Raw genomic sequence first — 16444 nt, forward strand, 5'->3', positions numbered from 1 at the left:
AAAATCCACGCCCGCTGTGGCAGCGCTGCATGGCCGGCGGCGTGCTCGCGGGCGTGATTTTCGCTGCCGGATCATATGCTTGGCTGGCCGGCGTCCGTGCGGCGGCGCCGCCGCTGCCGGCCATCGCTACCTCGGTCGAAGTGCTGGACCGCGACGGCAGGCTGCTGCGCCCCTTCGCTTTGCCGGACGGCCGCTGGCGCCTCGCCGCCGATCCATCCCTTGTGGACCGGCGTTATATCGACATGCTAATCGCTTATGAAGACAAGCGCTTTTACGATCATAGCGGGGTCGATCCGCTGGCGCTCCTGCGCGCCGCCTGGCAATTCGTCAGCCATGGCCGCATCGTCTCGGGCGGCTCGACCCTGACCATGCAGGTCGCCCGCCTGCTGGAGCCGCGACCGGACCGGACTCTAAAGGCGAAACTCGCGGAAATGCGCCGTGCCATTGAGCTGGAAGCGCGGTTCAGCAAGGCCGAAATCCTGAAGCTTTACATGACTTTGGCGCCGTTTGGCGGCAATCTCGAAGGCGTGCGGGCCGCCAGTCTCGCCTATTTCGGCAAGGAGCCGCGCCGCTTGTCGCTCGCCGAGGCCGCCCTGTTGGTCGCGCTACCGCAGGCGCCGGAGGCCCGCCGTCCCGATAGGCAGGCTTCGGCTGCCGGCTCCGGCCGGCGCCGTGTCATCGAGCGCCTTGAAAAGGCTGGCCTATTCGGTGGCCCGGAAGCGCGTTTCGCCCTTGCCGCCGATCTCCCCGAGAGGCGCCGCGAACTGCCGAGCCTGGCCTTTCACGCCGCGGAGGCGGCACGCCGCGAACGTCCTGCCGCCCCTGTCCACCGGCTCGCCATCGAGGCGGCCGTGCAGGAGCGGCTGGAGGCGCTTGCCGCCGAACGTGCCGCGACACTGGAGCCCGGCGTGTCGCTGGCCATGGTCGTCATCGACAATGCCTCCGGCGAGGTCCTGGCGCGGGTCAGCGGCAGCGATCGGCAAAACCGCGCGCGCGCCGGCGCCGTTGATCTGACGCGCGCCCTGCGCTCGCCTGGATCGACGCTTAAGCCCTTGATTTATGGAATGGCTTTCGAGGACGGTCTTGTTCATCCCGAGACGCTGATCGAGGATCGGCCGATGCGTTTCGGCGCCTATCGACCGCGCAATTTCGATCTCGACTATCAAGGCGTGGTCTCGGTGAAGCGGGCGCTGCAAATGTCGCTCAACGTGCCGGCAGTGGCGCTGCTGCAGGCGGTGGGGCCGCAGCGGCTTGCCAGCCGGCTGGACGCCGCAGGCACCGAATTGCGGTTGCCGCCGGGAGACGTGCCGGGGTTGGCGGTCGGTCTGGGGGGCGCCGGAGTGACTCTCGAAGGCCTCGCCGCCCTTTATGCCGCCATCGGCAATGGCGGCGTCGCGCATCCCCCTAGCCGGCGACTGGACGACGCGGTGGTGCAGCAAGGTATTGAAAGAAGAAGGATTTTGTCGCCGGTTGCCAGCTGGTACCTGGCTCAGGCACTCTCTGGCGCCCCGCCGCCCCGCAATGTGCGCGGTGGCCTGATCGCCTTCAAGACCGGTACGTCTTTCGGCTATCGCGATGCCTGGTCGGTCGGGTTCGACGGGCGCCGCACGGTAGCCGTGTGGATCGGTCGGCCGGATGGCCAGCCGGTGCCGGGCATGATCGGACGGGAGAGGGCGGCGCCATTGCTGTTCGACGCTTTCGCCCGGCTGGCGTCGCGTCCTGCGCCGCTGTTGCCGCCTCCGCGAGATGCGCTGATGGCTAAGAACAACGAGCTGCCGCCGCCATTGCGCCGTTTCCGCGACGGTGACGCCCCTACCGGGACGGCAAGCGGACCACGTATCGCCTTCCCACCACCGGGAGCGACGCTCGATATCGAGCCATCGGATCCGGTCGCCCTGAAGGCGCGCGGCGGGGAGGTGCTGAGTGTGTTGATCGACGGCGTACCTGCCGGCATAACTGATGCCGCCGGGGTCTTCCTGTGGCAGCCGGCCCGCGAGGGCTTTGTCCGGCTGACGGTTATGGACGCTGCCGGTTTATCCGACAGCGTATCCATTCGCCTGCGTGTGAGCCGCTAGTAGTTCAGCGACCGGCAACGGCGGCGCGGGCGATGTCCTGACGGGTCAGGCCGCGGCGGGCGAGAGCGACGTCGGACAGGCGCGACAGGGCTTCATAACGCTGCGCTATACGACGACCTTCGCCAACCGCCTCGAAGAAGGCAGCAACCGACTCGACGACGCGAGAGAAGAAGTCCGGAGAGGTATGACGGGAAAGCGACACGGTGCTCATGGGAGCCTCCTGTTAAAGGCATTCTGTATGCCAGGGAATATAGAGGCTTTGGTGCGATGCAGAAGGCGGCATGCTGCATGACAGCACTGAGCAGGGCGCATGCCGCTGCGTGATGTGGACGGGCTACAAACCACGTCGAAAGCCGCCGAATAGGTGACGGAAGCCATAAAAAGGTAATTTAAAACCGTCTAATCTTGGAGTCATGCATCTTTCGCGTATGCCGCATGAGGATTTGTCATGCGTCAGGCGCGGCCATTGCGGGCCGGAATTGAAAGGCGAGCACAAGGCTCGATTGTCATCCGCCCGGAACGGGAGGGTGCCTCTCACTGTTTCCGGGACAATTGGCGACTTTGTTCGAGAGGGGGTAGACCGGCGCGGCGGGAAGCGCTATATGCCCCTCCGTTCGCCGGACGGCTTGCACAGCCGACTGCCGATCTTGGGACGGTGCCGAAAAGGCGTTTGTCCTCAGGAGCTTGGTGGGGGATAGTTTAACGGTAGAACTGCGGACTCTGACTCCGTTAGTCCTGGTTCGAATCCAGGTCCCCCAGCCAACCGATTAATCAAGCAAAATCAATAAGTTGATCGAGGCGAGGCGCCGCAAATTGGTGCCTTCATGTCGCGTCTTGTTGCAAATCGCTTTCCTTGATTTCCAACGGTTTCCGATGGCATGCGGCGAGTCCACGCGACATGAAATGCAACATGACGCGACACGGGAATCGTCTGGCGCTCAAGGCAGAAGCACCGTGTCTTCCTTCGGAAATCGGCAATCCTCATAGACCAGCCGCGCCCGAAGCGTGGGCGCGAAGATAGCGCCGACGGCGACGCCGCCTGTCTCCGGTCTCAAGCGAACATCGCTTGTGATCGAGATCGATGGGAATCGATCGACCGGGTAGAGCTCCGCGGGAGCCGCCTTGATCTCGGCAACCGCGGCATGGATCCGCTGTTCAAGGGGGAGGATAGGCATGCCACCGGCGTTTGCCGGCGCGACATGTGCTTTGCTCCGAGAGCGTTAAGATGATATCAATGATATCGACTTAATCGTCGGCTAAGTCAATATCAAAGTTATCAACTCATGCTCGATGCATCCCAACTTCGTGCCGCTCGCGCCTTGCTGGGCTGGTCGCAAGACAAGCTTGCGGAGCAATCCGGAGTGTCAAAGCCCACTATTGCCCGGCTGGAGCTACGCGACGGCGAGATCGGAGGGTACGCGGCGACCCGCGATAAGCTGATCGCAGCCCTTGAGGCCGCGGGTGTTGTGTTCCAGGGCGACGGGGAGGTCGTCCAGGGCGGGCCGGGTGTTCGGCTCCGCAAAGAAGCCTGACGAATGGGACGGCTCTGGAAATTAATCGATCAGTGGCGGGACGATCGGACGAGGCGAGAGCAACTGCTCGACGAACTGGATCGGCTCGATGCGCTCTATGAGCCCGATTTGAAGGCCGCAGGCCGGCCGGGTTCCGATGCCTATGAATCGCTTGCGGCGGGTCTCCAGGCAGAGAGCGAGCCCTATCTGGAAGAGCTTTTCGGTATCGAGACGCGACAGCGCATTCGGACAGCGCGTCGCTGGGGCGTTCCCATACCCCCGCGTCCCTATGGGCACGAAGGAGACCATTACTGGGAACGCTCTCGGTACGGCGAATGGGTTCTCACCGACGAAGGACACAAGCACCTCCGGAGGGAAACCGCCGTCGAGGTGGAGACCTTCGCGAAGCCCTGGCTATCATGGATCGCGATCATCATCAGCGTCGTCAGCCTCGTGGTTGCGGCAGTGTTCAAATAGTGTGTTCCCCCAGTATCCCCGCAACACCCCTCAGAGCGGCGCATAGTTTCTTCGCTTAGATCTGTTTGGTAATTTCGACCCTCCAGTGAAGTTTCGTGAGACTGATTCATGGCGGACGGGGGTCCGAAAAAGCACCATTTTGTACCGCAAATGTTGCTGAGGCGCTTTGCTGACAGTGATGAGAAATTCCATCATTTCAGTCGTCATCGTGTCGATGTAGCTCCTATGCATATTGGGAACGTATTCTGCCAAAACCACCTGTATGCCCTACAGAAATCAGACGATGAACGGGATATTACTCTTGAAAAGGCGTTTGGGGAGATGGAAGGAATTATTTCTCCATTCCTTGATTTACTTGTGCCGTCAATATTATCGCGAAATTACCCCAATCTCCGCCAACGGGAACGTGAGGCACTTGCATTTTTCTCTATCAGCAATGGCGACGTGTTCCAGATTTTCACGAACAGATCATGGGAATCGAGGAAAGTTTTGCCGCAATCAAAGGAGAAATCTCACAGTTTGAGGCCGATTTCCGACCATTGACGCAAAAAGAGAGGGGTCATTTTTTTAACGTTCAGGCGGTAAGGCGATTTCGACAGTCCGCTCGCGTTCGTTCTCTGTCTTCTGCAAGCAAGAAAGTCGTGGGGGCACTACTCGGCAAGGGCCTGTATTTTGGCTTAACGCCGCCCAATAAAGCCTTTATTGTTGCCAGTCATCCAGTGCTGAAAATAATTCCAACGGGTGCCTCTAAAGAGCTCAATGATCCTATGGTTGAGGCATGGCTACCTATCCATCCAAATATTGTATTGGCGTTCGCAGGTAGTGAATTTCAACAAATCATCGTACAGTTAACAGAAAAGCATGTTCGCGATTACAACATCGTTGTTGCTCGACGGAGTACAGAATTTGCCTCAACGTCTCTGGCGCTAGTGAACTCGATCAAGCGTCATTGCGGGCTGCACCGGGGATAGGCCCGGCGCAGTCTACGGAGCATCCTCCACAGGACCGTGTGGTTTCGATTATAGGCCATGCGGTATTGCCGCCAATGCACTCGATTGCAGGCGGGACAGCGGTTGCAGCGCCGCATCGTCAGATTCGGGATCGAGCCGCCGCAATCGACGCAACGAAGCGTGGCGGCGAGCTCGGCCCTGAATTTCTTCGTGGCCCGCGCGCTCTTGGCGGCCGCGCAGCATCGCTGGCTGCAGAACTTCTGCTCATCGCGAAGGAGATAGTGGGTGCGCCCGCACCAGGCGCAATCCGCTTCCGGCAGCGACCAGCCCAACCACAGCGCGAAGCACCTGTTCGGCGCGGGAGGACGGCTTCGGCACATCGCGCCAGTCGCCGCCGGTAGGGAAGTGGAAGCGGTTGGCGGACGTCTCTTCTGGGACGAGGCGCATGCGGGCGGGCCATCTCAGCGGCCCTCGGGCCGGACGATCCGATACGCGACGATCACCGTGTCGCTTTCGTCTTCAACCCAGCGGTCCTGTTCATGATCCGCCCAAGATCTGGCGCGCGCCAAGCCAAGGTCTTCCCGGCCGCTGCGGAACCGCACGACGACGAACGCATCGGCATCGACCGGGCAGCCCGATCCGTCGTGGAGAATCCAGCCGTCTGACATCGTCGCGTCGACTGGCTCAGATCTGGGCGTCTGCTTGGTGTTGCTCATGGTGGTGGCCTCCGGCAACCGTTTCGGATGCTCTCTCCAGCCATGAGGATTCGGGCAGATAAACAGCTAACACTCGAAATACTCGTTTTATGAGACTGGAGGGAGCAACTGAGGAACAGGCGGACGGACTGATTGCCGTCGCCGTCGGCACAACGATCGTATTGAGGCCCGACACAAAACGACACATCTCGGCAATATTGGTGCGAGGAGCGGTCCCCAACGTCGCCCGGAGCATAGTTCCGCGCAGCCCGCGCGGTTCATGGGGACTTGCCATGTTGAAGAATATGCTTTTGGCCGGCGCGCTACTCCTTGCCGGCAGCTCCGTCAGCGTCGCGGCCACGGCGGCCGTTGCGGTGACCAATGTCAATTTGCGGGCCGGCCCCTCGACGGCCTATCCCGCCATCACCGTGGTGCCAGCCGGCGGTGCCATCACCGCCTTCGGCTGTCTCGCTGGCTATACATGGTGCGACATCGGCTTCGGGCCGTATCGCGGCTGGGTCGCGGCAAGCTATGTCCAGGTGGTCTATCGCGGCGCCCCGGTGGTGCTTGCCCCACCGATCGCTCCGGCCGTGGGCGTCACCGTCGTCACCTTCAACCGAGCCTATTGGGACCGCTACTACACCGCCTATCCCTGGTATGGCCGCTGGGCGGCCTACCCGCCGCCGGTCTACCGGCCTTATGCGACGCCGGTCGTCACTTCGCACAGCCGGTCGGTGAACTGTGCCGATGGCAGTTGTACCGGCACGCGCAGCGCCACCGGCGTGTATGGCGGCTCGACCACGCAGACCCGCAGCTGCGCTGACGGTTCCTGTACAGCCACCCGCAACACGACCGGGCCCTATGGCGCCGGCGCCACCCGCACGCGCAGCTGCACGGCCGGGCAGGGCTGCTCGGCAACCCGAAGCTTTCACCGCTGACGCCGTACGATCCTTTCTGAGCATGCTCCACACAAGCGGAAGGGCCGGGAGACAGCTCCCGGCCCTTCTTTTTTAACGCGCCGTCACGCTAGAGCGCGTGGCCGTCCGCGCCCGCCCCGTGCCGCCATTCCAGGAAGCCGATCAGGCGCTCAACGAGCCGCGCCTGTATCTGCTGCGCGGCGCGCAGTTGCTCCGGCGTCAGCGCCGTCTTGAGCGCCACGATGGCCGCCTGCAGCCGCTTCGCGGCTTCGGCCCGTTCGATGGCGGCGGCCGCCACGTCTCCGGCGAGGTCGAAGGCCCCGGCCGCCTCGCGCGTCGCGCGCTGCTTCCAGCGGGCGGCGCGCTCGCCGGAGGGGATCATGGCGATCAGCGCGCCGGTGTAGTCGCGCCAGGCCGTTAGCTGGTCAGGGCGGATGCCGAGCGCGGTTTCCTGCGCCGACAAGAGGGCGCCGGCGATGAGCCGGGCGACCAGCGGGTCGGGCATCAGCGCGCCATCATCGATGTCGATCTCCGGCGCCGGGCCGCAGACATAGGGCTCGATCGCGATGCCGCCGTCGAGCGGCTGGGCCCGGCCGGTCGCCGGATGGAGCAGGGCGCCGCCGGCAATCACCGCGGCGGCGATCCGCCGGCCGGCGTGCAGCTGGAAAAGTCGTCTCATAGGATTCATACCTTGCCGTTGAGGAGACATCGAGGCTAGGTGGCGCTTGTCTCTCGGATCGCTCGGCGGCGTGTCGATTTGTTTCAGGCGGCTGGGCCGCCCGCGGGCAACTCGACCCGCACGCACAGGCCGCCGCGGACGGAATCGCCGAGTTCGATGCGTCCGCCATGCCGCTCAACGATCCGCTTGACGATGGTGAGACCAAGCCCGGCGCCGCCGCTCTCGCGGCTGCGCGACGCCTCCAGCCGGAAGAACGGCTCGAAGACGCGGGTGCGCTCCTCGGCGGGAATGCCGGGGCCGGGGTCGTCGATGGTCAGGACCACCCATGCCGCCCGCTGTTCGACGTGCAGAAAGGCCGCGCCGCCATAGCGGAGGGCGTTCTCCACCAGATTGGTGCAGACGCGCTCCAGCGCCTTGCCGTCGACCGCGACCGTCACCGGCCCCTCCGGCAGGTCGAGCGCGATGCGCCCGGCCTCACCATTGCCGGTGCGGTAGCGGCGCAGCAGCCCGGCAAGATCGCAATCGGCCGGCGGCACGGCGGCGAAGCTCGCCTCGGCGAAGTCCAGCGCGTCCTCGACGAACGCCTGCATCGCCTCGACATCGGCGATGGCGCCGGCGCGATGGCGCCCCTCCGGCATCATCTCGACCCGCAGCCGCAAGCGGGTGAGATAAGTGCGCAAATCGTGCGAGATGGCGCCGAGAGTCAGGCTGCGATTCTTAACCAGATTGGCGATGCGCTGTTGCATGGCGTTGACGGCGCGGATCAGGCTGCGCACCTCCGGCGCGCCGCGTTCGTTGAGCGCCAGCGGCTCGAACTGCTCGCCGATGCGGTCGACGTCGCGGGCGAGGCGGATGAGCGGGCGCATCTCGCGCGCCACGGCGATGAGGGCGGCGATCGCCACCAGCAGGCCGAAAAGCCCGGCGAAGAAGCCAATGGGGATGCCAAGCAGGCGCACCGTCACCCGGTCCTCGGCGTTGAGCGACAGATAGTCGCCGGAGGCGAGCTGGACAATGAGGCGGAGCCGGTCGCCCGGCTCCCCGTCACCGCTGCCGTCGAACTGGGCGACTACCTCGCGGCCCGGCGTGCCGCCGAGCGCCAGCGCGGCCCGGATGGCCTGGGCGATGCGCGCGAGATCGGCCGAACGTCCCGTGTCGGGCGGCAGCGCAGGCAGGATCGAAATGGCCTGGGCATTATCGCTGAACGCCTCGATGATCGCCGGCCGCAGCCCGGCCGGCGCCCCGTCGATCAGCCGTACCAGCGAAGCTATTCGCAAGGGCAGGCCGGGCGAGCCGGGGCCGACCGTCTCGCGCCCGCCGCCGAGGCCGAAGGAGAGGGCCAGCACGGCGAGTTGAATGGCGAACAGTGCCACGGCGACGATCAGGACGATGCGCGCGATGAGGCCGAGGCGCATGGCGGGACGGCTCCTCAGGCGTCGCGTACGTCGGCCGAGAAGAGATAACCCACATTCCGCACGGTGGTGATGGGTTGTTCCCCCTCTGGCAGGCATTGCGCGAGCTTGCCGCGCAGCCGCGAGATGGTGACATCGATGGTGCGGTCGAACGGGTCGCCGGCCCGCCCGCGCGTCCAGTCGAGCAACTGGTCGCGCGAGAGCACCCGGCCCGGCCGCTCAAGGAAGCAGCTCAGGAGATCGAATTCGGCGGTGGTAACGGGAAGGCGCCGGCCGGTATCGTCCTCGACGGTCCGCGCGTCGAGATCGGCGGTCAGCCGGCCGAAGCGCTTGCGCCGGCGTTCGGGGATGCTGGTGGCAAGCGCGCCGGAGGAACGGCGCAGCAGCGCGCGGATGCGGGCGAGCAATTCGCGCGGATTGAAGGGCTTGCCGAGATAGTCGTCGGCGCCGATCTCCAGCCCGATGATGCGGTCGATGTCGTCGCGCTTGGCGGTCAGCATCAGGATTGGTACCCGCGAGCGGGCGCGTAGCCGACGGCAGATCGACAGCCCGTCCTCGCCCGGCAGCATGATGTCGAGGACGATGAGGTCGGGCATGCCGCGCGTCAACGCGCGGTCCATGCTCGCCCCGCTCTCGACCGCCTCGATGCCATAACCTTCCGCACCGAGGAAATCGACCAGCAGGCCGCGTATGTCGCGGTCGTCCTCCACCAGGAGCAATCGGTCGGTCGTCATCTCTTCCGCATGACAGTCTCGCGCCCGTCGTGCAAGCCGCCGGCGCCCGGTTGCAACAAACTGAAACAAATTGCCCCGGCGCCGAGATACCCGCGCAAAGTGCAGCCGGCATGTTGTGCAGTGCACCGGGAGCGCTTCGGGCTTCTCAGGTGCGGCAGCAGCCGCTGTCACGCGATGGGGCCTGTCCGACCCACCCGCCTCCAAGCAGGGCGGGCTCCATCGCGAAGCCCATTCCCTTCCAAGCCATGGATCCACATGATGAACGCCGTTCCCGTCTCCCGCGTCCTCCTCGTGCTGGCCTTCGCCGGCCTGACCAGCGCCGCCGGCGCGCAAAACCTGTCGCGCAGCCAGATGCAGGCTCTGCGCACTGCCTGCGAGGCGGATATCCGCGCCGTCTGTCCCGGTGTGCAGCCCGGCGGCGGCCGGCTGCTGCAATGCATCCAGGCCAATCCGGAGAAGGTGTCGCAGCCCTGCAAGGAGGCGCTGGCGAGCATCCAGGCCGCGCGGGCGCAGTAGTCGAACCGCTCATCGATCCAGCCACCACATCGCCGCCATGAACACGCAGCCGCAGGCCGAGCAGTTCCTCTCGCTGGAGCCGCCGGCGCCGCGTCGCCGCTCCCCCGCCCGGCTGCGGCTCGCGCTTCTGGCGGCGGCACTGCTGGTCGCCACCCTTGCGGCGATGCGCTACGGCCCCGCTCGCCTGGTGCAAGGCGAGACCGTGCGTACCGCCGACCTCGTCATCGAACTGCGCGGACCGGGAACCCTCGACGCGCTGTCGCAGGCGAGCATCGCCAGCCGCATCCAGGGGCGGATCGAAGAGCTCCGCGTCGATCGCAACGACCATGTCGCCAAGGGCGACCTGCTGGCGCGGGTCTCCTTCGACGATCTGTCCGGCGAGCTCGCCGCGGCACGCGCCAGCGCCGCTGCCTCCGAGCGAGCGGTGAGCGCGGTGCAGGCCGACCGCAGCCGCGCCGTCGCCCAGCTCGATAAGACGCGGGCGACGCATCAGCGGCAGGTCGCGCTCATCGCCAAGGGCGTGGCGAGCGTGGCCGGTCTGGAAGATGCCCTGGCGGCGCGTCGGCAGGCGGAGGCGGATGTCGTCCATGCCGACCGCACGATCGAGCAGGCCGAGGCTGAGCGCGATGCCGCCCGCGCCCGTGTCGTCGTTGCCGAAGCGCAATGGCAGGACAGCATGTTGCGGGCCCCGATCGACGGCGTCGTCGTCTCCCGCGCGCATCATCCCGGCGAGGTGCTGACGCCGGGGACGGAACTGCTGCGCATCGTCGATCCGGCGAGCCTCATCCTGTCGACGCGGCTCGACGAAAGCGCCATTCCGGCGGTTCGGCCTGGTCAGGCCGCCGCCGTGGTCTTCGCACAGGCCAGCCGGCCGATTCCCGGTCACGTGCTGCGTCTCGGCCGCGAGGTCGACGAGGAGACGCGGGAATTCACCCTCGACATCGCGCTCGACGCCCTGCCGGATTACTGGGCGCTCGGTCAGCGCGGCATGGCGACGGTCGCGATCGATGCGCACCGGCAGGTGCTTGCGGTTTCGAGCGCCTTCATCGCCCGGCACGACGGCCGGCCCGGTGTGTGGCTGGCGGTCGCCGGGCGGGCGCGCTGGCGCGAGGTCGGCCTCGGCGCTACGGGAGGCGGCCGGGTGGAGATCCGCCAGGGGCTCGCGCCGGGCGATGTCGTGCTGGCGCCCGACGGCATCTATTCCCTTATGCCGGTGCGGCTGCGACTGGTCGGGGACGCGTCATGAATCTCGCCTTCAAGGATGCCTGCCATGCGCCGGCGCGCTTCGCCCTGACCTCATTCGGCGTCGCCTTCCTGTTAACGGCGGTGATCGGCATGGTCGGGCTCTATCGCGGCGTGGTCGAGGACGCCTTGCTGATCATCGAGCGCATCGATGCCGATCTGTGGGTGGTGCAGGGGGAGCGCGCCGGTCCCTTCGCGGAGGCCTCCGCCGTTGCCGCAGATGTCGACCGGCGGGTGGCCGGCGTGCCAGGCGTCGCCGATGTGCGGCGCTTCAGCCAGTTCAGCCAGCAATTCGACTTCGCGGGCCGGATGCGGCGCGCCACCGTCACCGGCGTCGACGTGCCGGCCGACGATGGACGTTGGCTGACGCTCATCGCCGGGCGTTGGCTCGGCGCCGGACGCTATGAGGCGGTGGCCGACGCCGTCACCGGGTTGAGGATCGGCGACCGGGTGACGCTCGCCCGAGACGTCTACGAGATCGTCGGGCTCACCCGGGGCATGGTGGATTCGGCCGGTGACGGGCTGCTGTTCGTCGTCATCAACGATGCAACCGTCATCGCCCAGCGGCGCACCTCGGAGGAGATCCATCTCGCCCGTGCGGCGCATGGGAGCTCCGGCGCGGCCTCTGCCGACACCAGTTCGGTGGCGCAGGACAGCAAGATCGCCGCCGTACTGGTGCGCCTCGATCCGGCGGCCGATCACGCGCGGGTGCGGGCCGCCATCGCGCGCTGGGGCGACGTGGCGGTGCTGTCCACCGCCGAACAGCGCGATCTCATGCTGAACGCCCGGCTGTGGAAGCTGCGCCTGCAGATCCTCGCCTTCACGCTGCTGATCCTGCTGATCACCGCGCTGGTGGTCTCGCTGATCGTCTACACCATGACGATCGAGAAGCTGCACCAGATCGCCCTGCTCAAGCTTATCGGCGCCCGCGAGCGCGTGGTGGCCGGCATGATCGGCCAGCAGGCGGCGCTGATCGGCTTCGGCGGCTTCCTCGCCGCGATCGGGGTGTCCAGGTTGATCTTCCCGCTGTTTCCGCGGCGGGTGGTCCTGCTGCCCTCCGATCTCGCGCTGCTGGCGCTGCTGCTGGCGGTCATATGCGCGGTGGCGGCCTTTGTCGGCATTGCCCGCGCCTCGCGAGTGCAGGCGCGCGAGGTGCTGTCGTGAGCGGCGCGCCGGTGCTCTCGGCGCGCGGTCTCACGCGCCACTATGCCAGCGGCGCCGGGGTGGTGCGGGCGCTCGACGGCGTGTCTTTCGACATTGCCGCCGGCGAGCTCGTCGGCATTTTCGGGCCGAGCGGCTCGGGCAAGAGCACCTTTCTGATGCTGGCCGGCCTTTTGGAGCGCCCGAGCGCTGGCGAAGTATGGCTCGGCGGCCAGCGCGTGTCCCATGCCGGAGTGCATCTCGACGGCTTGCGCGCGACGCGCCGCCGACGGATCGGCTTCGTATTCCAGCGCGCCAATCTCATTCCCTTCCTGTCGGCGATCGAGAATGTCGCCCTCAGCCTCGAAATCGCCGACGTGGCACCACCCGACGCTAGACATCACGCTCGTCGGCTTCTGGAGGCGCTCGACCTCGCCCATCGTGCCGACAGCCTGCCCGCGCGGCTTTCCGGGGGTGAGCAGCAGCGGGTGGCAGTGGCGCGCGCCCTAGCGAACGGCCCGCCGCTGATCCTCGCAGACGAGCCGACGGCCGCACTCGACAGTGCACGCAGCCGTCAGGTGATGCAGTTGTTTCGTCGTATCGCCACCACGCGAGGAACAGCCGTCGCCGTTGTGACCCATGATCCCCGTTCCGTTGATCTGTTCGACCGCATCGTGGAGTTCGAGGACGGCCGCATCAAGAAGTAGATGCTTCCAAAGGGACAATGGCATCGAGCATCAGTGGTCATCGATCGGACTTGCGCTGAAGCGCCGGGAGGACCGCCTCCCGCACGGCATGTTCCTGCCCTGGATCAGGGCCGAGTTCGGGATGAGCGTCGACACCGCGCGAAACTTCATGCGAGCAGCGGACGTCTACGGCAAAAAAGGAACCTTTCTGCTTTTGCCTGCCGCCGCCCTTTATGAACTCGCCGTCCCTTCGACCCCGGAACGTGTCCGGCAGGAGGTCGAGGCACACGCCACCAAGAGCGAGACTGTCACGGCGGCCGAGATCAAGCGGTTGAAGGCCGAGCCGCCGGCGGATGCTCAGAAGGGCCGTGCGGGAGGATATAGGGCAGCTTGAGGCAACAAGGTGATCAGTCCATATCGTCGAGGACATCATCGACATGGTCGGCGCCAAGCGCGCCGATCGTGTTGAGCAGCCGCGCGGCCAGTTCCTTGCGGTCGATCCGGCGTATCGCCGCCTCCTCGTCGAGGCCAGGGCGCGCTTCCTTCGCAATGACAACCGGAACGGCGAAATCGCCGTCACGCCGGTGGGCGAGCTGCACGCCGAGCCGTTTGCAGGCGTTCGCTACGGCGCCGGCGCTGGTGAAGCCCATGATCTCCGCAATCTGCGGCTCCGGCATCCCGAGCCCGCAGAGATATCCGAACCGCGCGGCTCCGGATTTGGTCCATTTCTCCCCAGGCCGGCGGCGCTGCGAAGGCGAGGAGCTCGGCGCGATGGTGGAGGTACGATCAAGTATGCGGCGACACCTCGGAGCGGGTGGCGGGTGCTTCGGCGGACGGCGCGGGGTTGCCCGCGATGCGGAGAATGTCGATCACCTTCGCTGCCGGCAGGCTGGTCTCGGGCATCTTCAGCGCCATCGGCATTAGTTCAGGGCTGCGCATGGCCGCGAAGATGTCGAGGGCGCGCTCGCGCTCCTCGGCGATGACGTCGCTTCGTCCAGCTTGCTCGCCTGCCCGGAAGGCGGATCGCACCCCGGCTTCATGAACGTGGCGAAGCACAATCTCATCCGGGTGCGTAAGATGACGACGCGGGTGGCGGCGCGGGGGCATCATCCGGCTCCCCAATCAAAGTGGAGCGCGCGCAGGTTCGGAGCCAAATCGATCGGAGCATGGATGGTGATCCCCATCGAGTTGAGCCGCATGACCGTGCTGAGGAGGCGATCGACCTTTGCCTGCGCCTCGTCGATCCCGCTGGTGTCTACCGGCGGTGCCACCGGCGTCGCGTTCACCGCATCGAGCGAGGACTTGGTCGCATCGGACTGGCATTGCAGGTCCATCAGAGCCCGACCGCGCGCGCCCTCGGGGTCCTGCCTGAATTCCTCCTGCGCCCGCTCGTAATCAGCCGGATCGAGGTTGACCGGCTTCCGTTCGAGCGGTGGCGTAGAGACCGTCGGCGGCTCGCCCGAGCCCCGAGTCGACTCTTCCTAGAGCCGACCCGGCGTCTTCTGCATCCACTCCGGCATGTAGCCTTGTCGCCTAGCCAATCGCCACCAGCCCACAGGCCGGCGCCGACCATGCCCGGCAACCCGAAGCGCGAGAGTGCGAGCTTGCCGAGCCCGTTCCTGCCTACTACACCGGCGACACCAGCCGCGCCCGCCGCAGCCCCGGCGCCGGCGGCGCTGCCGCTGATGACGCCAAGGGCGCTCAGGACCGCCACACCCGCCCGCGCGCCCGATAAGAAGTAGAGCGCCGAGGCGACGGTGCGCACGGCCTTCGCGAAGAGCGAGATGCCGACCGCCGCGCCGCCGATCGTCACGGCGATCGACCCGATCTGCCCCCAATCCGTGCCCAGGAAGGTGAGGATCGGCTGCGTGACCTCGTTCAACGCCGCAGCGAAGTCCCGAACCAAAGCTCCCATCTCGCGAGCCGATCGCAGGCATTCTGCATCACGATTGTATCGGCCATGAGGTTTTCCGACAGACCGCTGACGATTTCGACGATCGAGCCAAGCGCCGCAGAAAGGTTCGACAAACCTGCGAAGCCAAGCCCTCTTGGAAAGACCTTCGATCGCAGCTCCGATCTTCTGGAAGATCGAGATCTTGCCCTCTTCGCCACCTTTGAGCAGCGTCGTCATCGTATCGACGGTTTGCGTGACGATCGGCATCAGCTTGTTGCCGATGGCGATTTTCAGGTTCTCGACCGCAGCGCGGAAACGATCGAAGGCCGCCTAGGGTGTCTGCACACGCCGGGCACAGTCGGCCTCGACAAGCCCCGAGGCGCGCATCGCCTTCTCGCGAATGTCGCGGTAGCGTTCGGCATGGTCGATTAATTAGGGCGGGAAGGCCGAGCTGCGCCTGCCGATCCTCGAAGAGGTTGAACCGCCCCGACTTCACCGGAGGCCATTTAGTTTGAGTCACGCCTCTCGGCGGCTCGTTTGGCGCCGGCCGGAGCTGGTCGTCGACCGACAACGGCTCCAGCGGCGACGGCTACTCCATCGACGGCAGCGTCTCGCTGAAGCGCGTAGAGGGACCGTGGCTGCTCGCCGGCGCCTTCGCAATTGCGTATGGCAGCTACGACAACAGCCGTCTGGTGCAACCGCCTGGCACCGGCCTGGATGTGGGGGGGCTCGATAGCGACAGCAGCATGACCTTCATCGCCGGCCGGCTGCGGGCCAGTTACGAATTCGCCTTCCCCAGCTGGGACATCCGCCCCCAGGTCGATCTCGACCTAAGTCTACGCCAACGCGCCGGGCTACCGGGAACAGGGCAGCGCAGATTATGCGCTGGACGTGCACGGCAGCGACCATACCAGCGTGATCGTCTCGCCCGCAGTGGAGATCGGCAGCCGCGTCACCCTCGACGATGCCATCCTGCGCCCGTTCCTGAGCGCCGGGGCGAGCTTCAATTCCCACGCGTGTGTTGGAATCGAGCTTCGTCGGCGCAGGAGCCTCCGACGGCACCTTTCTGACCTGTCTGAACTCGCCCGAGGTCGTCGGCAATTTCACGGCCGGTCTCACCTTCTATGCGGAGAACGGTTTTAAGGCGAAGGGGGAATATGCCCTGTCGGCCGGCGACTCGTTTGTTGGGCAGCGGGCCAGCCTGCGCTTCGCCTATCACTTCTGAGCGGTGCGGCAGGGTGAGCCGGTCGAAAGGCCTGGACGGCTTTTTGATCCTCCTCGGACTGTCAAAATGTCCGCTTCGGGTAAGATGGGCTAAGCCTTCTACCGAATTCGCTGTTTTGCTGAAAACAGTTCCCTGTTCTTTGTACGCTGACACGGCATTCGATCATACGGGTCGAGCGAGTGGACATTGCTGGAATGGGCGTTATTTCAGCCGTTTGGCGTCGGAGAGCGCGGCCTAGCTGCGCTGGAAATCGCCGGATTTCCGGGGAAACAGGGAACAGGTGGAGGACAGTTC

22 protein-coding genes, 1 tRNA gene and 1 pseudogene are annotated in these 16444 nt (G+C 65.7%); 15 read left to right on the forward strand and 9 right to left on the reverse strand.

Annotated features, from left to right (window positions below):
* The first annotated feature begins 29 nt into the window (after nt 1-29).
* On the forward strand, nt 30-2075 hold the full coding sequence (pbpC, locus tag KHC24_RS05165) for a penicillin-binding protein 1C (protein ID WP_246546151.1): 2046 nt from the start codon (nt 30-32) through the stop codon (nt 2073-2075).
* A gap of 4 nt (nt 2076-2079) precedes the next feature.
* Here pbpC and KHC24_RS05170 read toward each other — a convergent pair whose 3' ends face one another.
* Complete coding sequence (locus tag KHC24_RS05170) at nt 2080-2286, reverse strand: DUF1127 domain-containing protein (RefSeq protein ID WP_213360007.1); 207 nt, start codon at nt 2284-2286, stop codon at nt 2080-2082.
* A gap of 477 nt (nt 2287-2763) precedes the next feature.
* Between KHC24_RS05170 and KHC24_RS05175 the strand changes: the two genes are divergently transcribed.
* Nucleotides 2764-2837, forward strand: a tRNA-Gln gene (locus KHC24_RS05175).
* Between the two features lie 176 nt (nt 2838-3013).
* Here KHC24_RS05175 and KHC24_RS05180 read toward each other — a convergent pair.
* Nucleotides 3014-3250 (reverse strand): hypothetical protein, encoded by a 237-nt coding sequence (locus tag KHC24_RS05180; RefSeq protein ID WP_213360008.1) that lies wholly within the window; start codon nt 3248-3250, stop codon nt 3014-3016.
* A gap of 108 nt (nt 3251-3358) precedes the next feature.
* On the opposite strand from KHC24_RS05180, the gene KHC24_RS05185 reads away from it, so the two are divergent.
* From KHC24_RS05185 to KHC24_RS05200, 4 genes are all read left to right on the forward strand, one after another.
* Nucleotides 3359-3607: a helix-turn-helix domain-containing protein gene (locus tag KHC24_RS05185; protein ID WP_213360010.1), complete on the forward strand. Its 249-nt coding sequence runs from the start codon at nt 3359-3361 to the stop codon at nt 3605-3607.
* A gap of 3 nt (nt 3608-3610) precedes the next feature.
* The gene (locus KHC24_RS05190) at nt 3611-4063 is read left to right on the forward strand and encodes a hypothetical protein (protein ID WP_213360012.1); all 453 of its coding nucleotides are present in this window, start codon (nt 3611-3613) and stop codon (nt 4061-4063) included.
* Between the two features lie 108 nt (nt 4064-4171).
* The gene (locus tag KHC24_RS25610) at nt 4172-4606 is read left to right on the forward strand and encodes a DUF4238 domain-containing protein (protein WP_213360013.1); all 435 of its coding nucleotides are present in this window, start codon (nt 4172-4174) and stop codon (nt 4604-4606) included.
* A complete protein-coding gene (locus tag KHC24_RS05200; protein ID WP_213360021.1) occupies nt 4534-5034 on the forward strand; it encodes a hypothetical protein in 501 nt (166 codons plus the stop codon). The genes KHC24_RS25610 and KHC24_RS05200 overlap by 73 nt, the downstream gene beginning before the upstream one ends.
* A 440-nt stretch (nt 5035-5474) precedes the next feature.
* Here the strand turns inward: KHC24_RS05200 and KHC24_RS05205 are convergent, their stop codons facing one another.
* A complete protein-coding gene (locus KHC24_RS05205; RefSeq protein ID WP_213360023.1) occupies nt 5475-5729 on the reverse strand; it encodes a hypothetical protein in 255 nt (84 codons plus the stop codon).
* A gap of 272 nt (nt 5730-6001) precedes the next feature.
* Between KHC24_RS05205 and KHC24_RS05210 the strand changes: the two genes are divergently transcribed.
* Nucleotides 6002-6646, forward strand: coding sequence for an SH3 domain-containing protein (locus KHC24_RS05210; RefSeq protein WP_213360025.1), 645 nt, complete (start codon nt 6002-6004; stop codon nt 6644-6646).
* A gap of 88 nt (nt 6647-6734) precedes the next feature.
* Here the strand turns inward: KHC24_RS05210 and KHC24_RS05215 are convergent, their stop codons facing one another.
* The 3 genes from KHC24_RS05215 to KHC24_RS05225 all read right to left on the reverse strand — a co-directional run bounded on the left by KHC24_RS05215 (nt 6735) and on the right by KHC24_RS05225 (nt 9447).
* Nucleotides 6735-7304, reverse strand: a complete 570-nt coding sequence (locus tag KHC24_RS05215) for a hypothetical protein (RefSeq protein WP_213360028.1) — start codon at nt 7302-7304, stop codon at nt 6735-6737.
* An 83-nt stretch (nt 7305-7387) separates the two neighbouring features.
* Nucleotides 7388-8716, reverse strand: a complete 1329-nt coding sequence (locus tag KHC24_RS05220; RefSeq protein ID WP_213360030.1) for an ATP-binding protein — start codon at nt 8714-8716, stop codon at nt 7388-7390.
* A 14-nt stretch (nt 8717-8730) separates the two neighbouring features.
* Nucleotides 8731-9447 carry a response regulator gene (locus tag KHC24_RS05225; protein WP_213360041.1) on the reverse strand — a complete coding sequence of 239 codons (717 nt, stop codon included), beginning with the start codon at nt 9445-9447 and terminating at the stop codon, nt 8731-8733.
* A gap of 258 nt (nt 9448-9705) precedes the next feature.
* Here KHC24_RS05225 and KHC24_RS05230 point away from each other — a divergent pair, with 258 nt between their 5' ends.
* The 5 genes from KHC24_RS05230 (at nt 9706) to KHC24_RS05250 (ending at nt 13425) form a co-directional block, all read left to right on the forward strand.
* Nucleotides 9706-9963, forward strand: a complete 258-nt coding sequence (locus KHC24_RS05230; protein ID WP_213360044.1) for a cysteine rich repeat-containing protein — start codon at nt 9706-9708, stop codon at nt 9961-9963.
* A gap of 37 nt (nt 9964-10000) precedes the next feature.
* Nucleotides 10001-11209 carry an efflux RND transporter periplasmic adaptor subunit gene (locus KHC24_RS05235; RefSeq protein ID WP_213360047.1) on the forward strand — a complete coding sequence of 403 codons (1209 nt, stop codon included), beginning with the start codon at nt 10001-10003 and terminating at the stop codon, nt 11207-11209.
* Nucleotides 11206-12369 carry an ABC transporter permease gene (locus KHC24_RS05240; protein WP_213360050.1) on the forward strand — a complete coding sequence of 388 codons (1164 nt, stop codon included), beginning with the start codon at nt 11206-11208 and terminating at the stop codon, nt 12367-12369. Before KHC24_RS05235 ends, KHC24_RS05240 begins: the two co-directional genes overlap by 4 nt.
* Nucleotides 12366-13052 carry an ABC transporter ATP-binding protein gene (locus KHC24_RS05245; RefSeq protein ID WP_213360053.1) on the forward strand — a complete coding sequence of 229 codons (687 nt, stop codon included), beginning with the start codon at nt 12366-12368 and terminating at the stop codon, nt 13050-13052. The genes KHC24_RS05240 and KHC24_RS05245 overlap by 4 nt, the downstream gene beginning before the upstream one ends.
* A gap of 121 nt (nt 13053-13173) precedes the next feature.
* A complete protein-coding gene (locus KHC24_RS05250; RefSeq protein WP_213360055.1) occupies nt 13174-13425 on the forward strand; it encodes a hypothetical protein in 252 nt (83 codons plus the stop codon).
* 13 nt (nt 13426-13438) lie between these two features.
* Here KHC24_RS05250 and KHC24_RS05255 read toward each other — a convergent pair whose 3' ends face one another.
* The 3 genes from KHC24_RS05255 to KHC24_RS05265 form a co-directional block, all read right to left on the reverse strand.
* Nucleotides 13439-13681 (reverse strand): hypothetical protein, encoded by a 243-nt coding sequence (locus KHC24_RS05255; protein ID WP_213360057.1) that lies wholly within the window; start codon nt 13679-13681, stop codon nt 13439-13441.
* A 136-nt stretch (nt 13682-13817) separates the two neighbouring features.
* A complete protein-coding gene (locus KHC24_RS05260; RefSeq protein ID WP_213360059.1) occupies nt 13818-14141 on the reverse strand; it encodes a hypothetical protein in 324 nt (107 codons plus the stop codon).
* A complete protein-coding gene (locus KHC24_RS05265) occupies nt 14138-14365 on the reverse strand; it encodes a hypothetical protein (protein ID WP_213360062.1) in 228 nt (75 codons plus the stop codon). Before KHC24_RS05265 ends, KHC24_RS05260 begins: the two co-directional genes overlap by 4 nt.
* Before the next feature lie 626 nt (nt 14366-14991).
* On the opposite strand from KHC24_RS05265, the gene KHC24_RS05270 reads away from it, so the two are divergent.
* The 3 genes and pseudogenes from KHC24_RS05270 (at nt 14992) to KHC24_RS05280 (ending at nt 16150) form a co-directional block, all read left to right on the forward strand.
* On the forward strand, nt 14992-15357 hold the full coding sequence (locus KHC24_RS05270) for a hypothetical protein (protein ID WP_213360064.1): 366 nt from the start codon (nt 14992-14994) through the stop codon (nt 15355-15357).
* A 104-nt stretch (nt 15358-15461) separates the two neighbouring features.
* Nucleotides 15462-15995 (forward strand): annotated as a pseudogene (locus tag KHC24_RS25615) (autotransporter domain-containing protein); the annotation flags it as partial.
* Nucleotides 15947-16150 carry a hypothetical protein gene (locus KHC24_RS05280; protein WP_213360066.1) on the forward strand — a complete coding sequence of 68 codons (204 nt, stop codon included), beginning with the start codon at nt 15947-15949 and terminating at the stop codon, nt 16148-16150. The pseudogene KHC24_RS25615 and the gene KHC24_RS05280, both read left to right, overlap by 49 nt.
* Nucleotides 16151-16444 lie beyond the last annotated feature (294 nt).

Origin of the sequence: Ancylobacter defluvii (assembly GCF_018390605.1) — a bacterium.
Classification (GTDB): Bacteria; Pseudomonadota; Alphaproteobacteria; order Rhizobiales; family Xanthobacteraceae; genus Ancylobacter; species Ancylobacter defluvii.

What these genes read in the sequence shown, in the direction of transcription:
- KHC24_RS05265 (WP_213360062.1), bottom strand. Translation starts at nt 14,365, where the DNA reads ATGGACCTGCAATGCCAGTCCGATGCGACCAAGTCCTCGCTCGATGCG.
- KHC24_RS05270 (WP_213360064.1), top strand. Translation starts at nt 14,992, where the DNA reads ATGAGGTTTTCCGACAGACCGCTGACGATTTCGACGATCGAGCCAAGC.
- KHC24_RS05250 (WP_213360055.1), top strand. Translation starts at nt 13,174, where the DNA reads ATGAGCGTCGACACCGCGCGAAACTTCATGCGAGCAGCGGACGTCTAC.
- KHC24_RS05255 (WP_213360057.1), bottom strand. Translation starts at nt 13,681, where the DNA reads ATGGGCTTCACCAGCGCCGGCGCCGTAGCGAACGCCTGCAAACGGCTC.
- KHC24_RS05240 (WP_213360050.1), top strand. Translation starts at nt 11,206, where the DNA reads ATGAATCTCGCCTTCAAGGATGCCTGCCATGCGCCGGCGCGCTTCGCC.
- KHC24_RS05225 (WP_213360041.1), bottom strand. Translation starts at nt 9,447, where the DNA reads ATGACGACCGACCGATTGCTCCTGGTGGAGGACGACCGCGACATACGC.
- KHC24_RS05260 (WP_213360059.1), bottom strand. Translation starts at nt 14,141, where the DNA reads ATGATGCCCCCGCGCCGCCACCCGCGTCGTCATCTTACGCACCCGGAT.
- KHC24_RS05170 (WP_213360007.1), bottom strand. Translation starts at nt 2,286, where the DNA reads ATGAGCACCGTGTCGCTTTCCCGTCATACCTCTCCGGACTTCTTCTCT.
- KHC24_RS05180 (WP_213360008.1), bottom strand. Translation starts at nt 3,250, where the DNA reads ATGCCTATCCTCCCCCTTGAACAGCGGATCCATGCCGCGGTTGCCGAG.
- KHC24_RS05210 (WP_213360025.1), top strand. Translation starts at nt 6,002, where the DNA reads ATGTTGAAGAATATGCTTTTGGCCGGCGCGCTACTCCTTGCCGGCAGC.
- KHC24_RS25610 (WP_213360013.1), top strand. Translation starts at nt 4,172, where the DNA reads ATGGCGGACGGGGGTCCGAAAAAGCACCATTTTGTACCGCAAATGTTG.
- KHC24_RS05230 (WP_213360044.1), top strand. Translation starts at nt 9,706, where the DNA reads ATGAACGCCGTTCCCGTCTCCCGCGTCCTCCTCGTGCTGGCCTTCGCC.
- KHC24_RS05200 (WP_213360021.1), top strand. Translation starts at nt 4,534, where the DNA reads ATGGGAATCGAGGAAAGTTTTGCCGCAATCAAAGGAGAAATCTCACAG.
- KHC24_RS05215 (WP_213360028.1), bottom strand. Translation starts at nt 7,304, where the DNA reads ATGAGACGACTTTTCCAGCTGCACGCCGGCCGGCGGATCGCCGCCGCG.
- KHC24_RS05205 (WP_213360023.1), bottom strand. Translation starts at nt 5,729, where the DNA reads ATGAGCAACACCAAGCAGACGCCCAGATCTGAGCCAGTCGACGCGACG.
- KHC24_RS05190 (WP_213360012.1), top strand. Translation starts at nt 3,611, where the DNA reads ATGGGACGGCTCTGGAAATTAATCGATCAGTGGCGGGACGATCGGACG.
- KHC24_RS05185 (WP_213360010.1), top strand. Translation starts at nt 3,359, where the DNA reads ATGCTCGATGCATCCCAACTTCGTGCCGCTCGCGCCTTGCTGGGCTGG.
- KHC24_RS05220 (WP_213360030.1), bottom strand. Translation starts at nt 8,716, where the DNA reads ATGCGCCTCGGCCTCATCGCGCGCATCGTCCTGATCGTCGCCGTGGCA.
- KHC24_RS05235 (WP_213360047.1), top strand. Translation starts at nt 10,001, where the DNA reads ATGAACACGCAGCCGCAGGCCGAGCAGTTCCTCTCGCTGGAGCCGCCG.
- pbpC (WP_246546151.1), top strand. Translation starts at nt 30, where the DNA reads ATGGCCGGCGGCGTGCTCGCGGGCGTGATTTTCGCTGCCGGATCATAT.